Source organism: Dietzia massiliensis, assembly GCF_018390595.1.
In the GTDB taxonomy this organism is placed as follows: Bacteria; Actinomycetota; Actinomycetes; order Mycobacteriales; family Mycobacteriaceae; genus Dietzia; species Dietzia massiliensis.
This window is the reverse complement of the sequence record NZ_JAHBAV010000262.1, coordinates 1-399: the sequence shown is the minus strand read 5'-3', so window position 1 is coordinate 399 and position 399 is coordinate 1. Positions and strand designations below refer to the sequence as shown.

1 protein-coding gene is annotated in these 399 nt (G+C 60.7%); it reads left to right on the top strand.

The features are described from left to right. Window positions 1-12: 12 nt before the first annotated feature. On the top strand, window positions 13-399 hold a 387-nt coding region (locus tag KHA85_RS20520), incomplete at its 3' end, for an AI-2E family transporter (protein ID WP_213186710.1).

Sequence of the window (399 nt, the reverse complement as noted above, 5' to 3'; positions counted from 1 at the left end):
ATGGAATTCAACGTGATCTACACCAAGCTGCAGACCAACAACAGCCAGTTGCCGGCCATGCTGGCGGACTTTATGCGCCACCTGCCCGGCTGGGCGCAGCGCTTCCTGGCGGAACATAACCTCAACAGCGCCGCCGAGATACAAAAGCAGCTTTCCGAGGTGGCGCTCAAGGGCGGGCAATATCTGGCGGGCAGCGTCTTCCTGATCGGCAAGGGCACTTTCAACTTCGTCGTCGGCTTCGGCGTGATGCTCTACCTGCTGTTCTTCCTGCTGAAAGACGGCCCCTATCTGGTGAACCTGGCGCTCGAAGCGCTGCCGCTCTCCCAGCATGTAAAACACCACCTGTTCGTGAAGTTCGCCGCCGTCTCCCGCGCCACCGTCAAGGGCACGGTGGTGGTC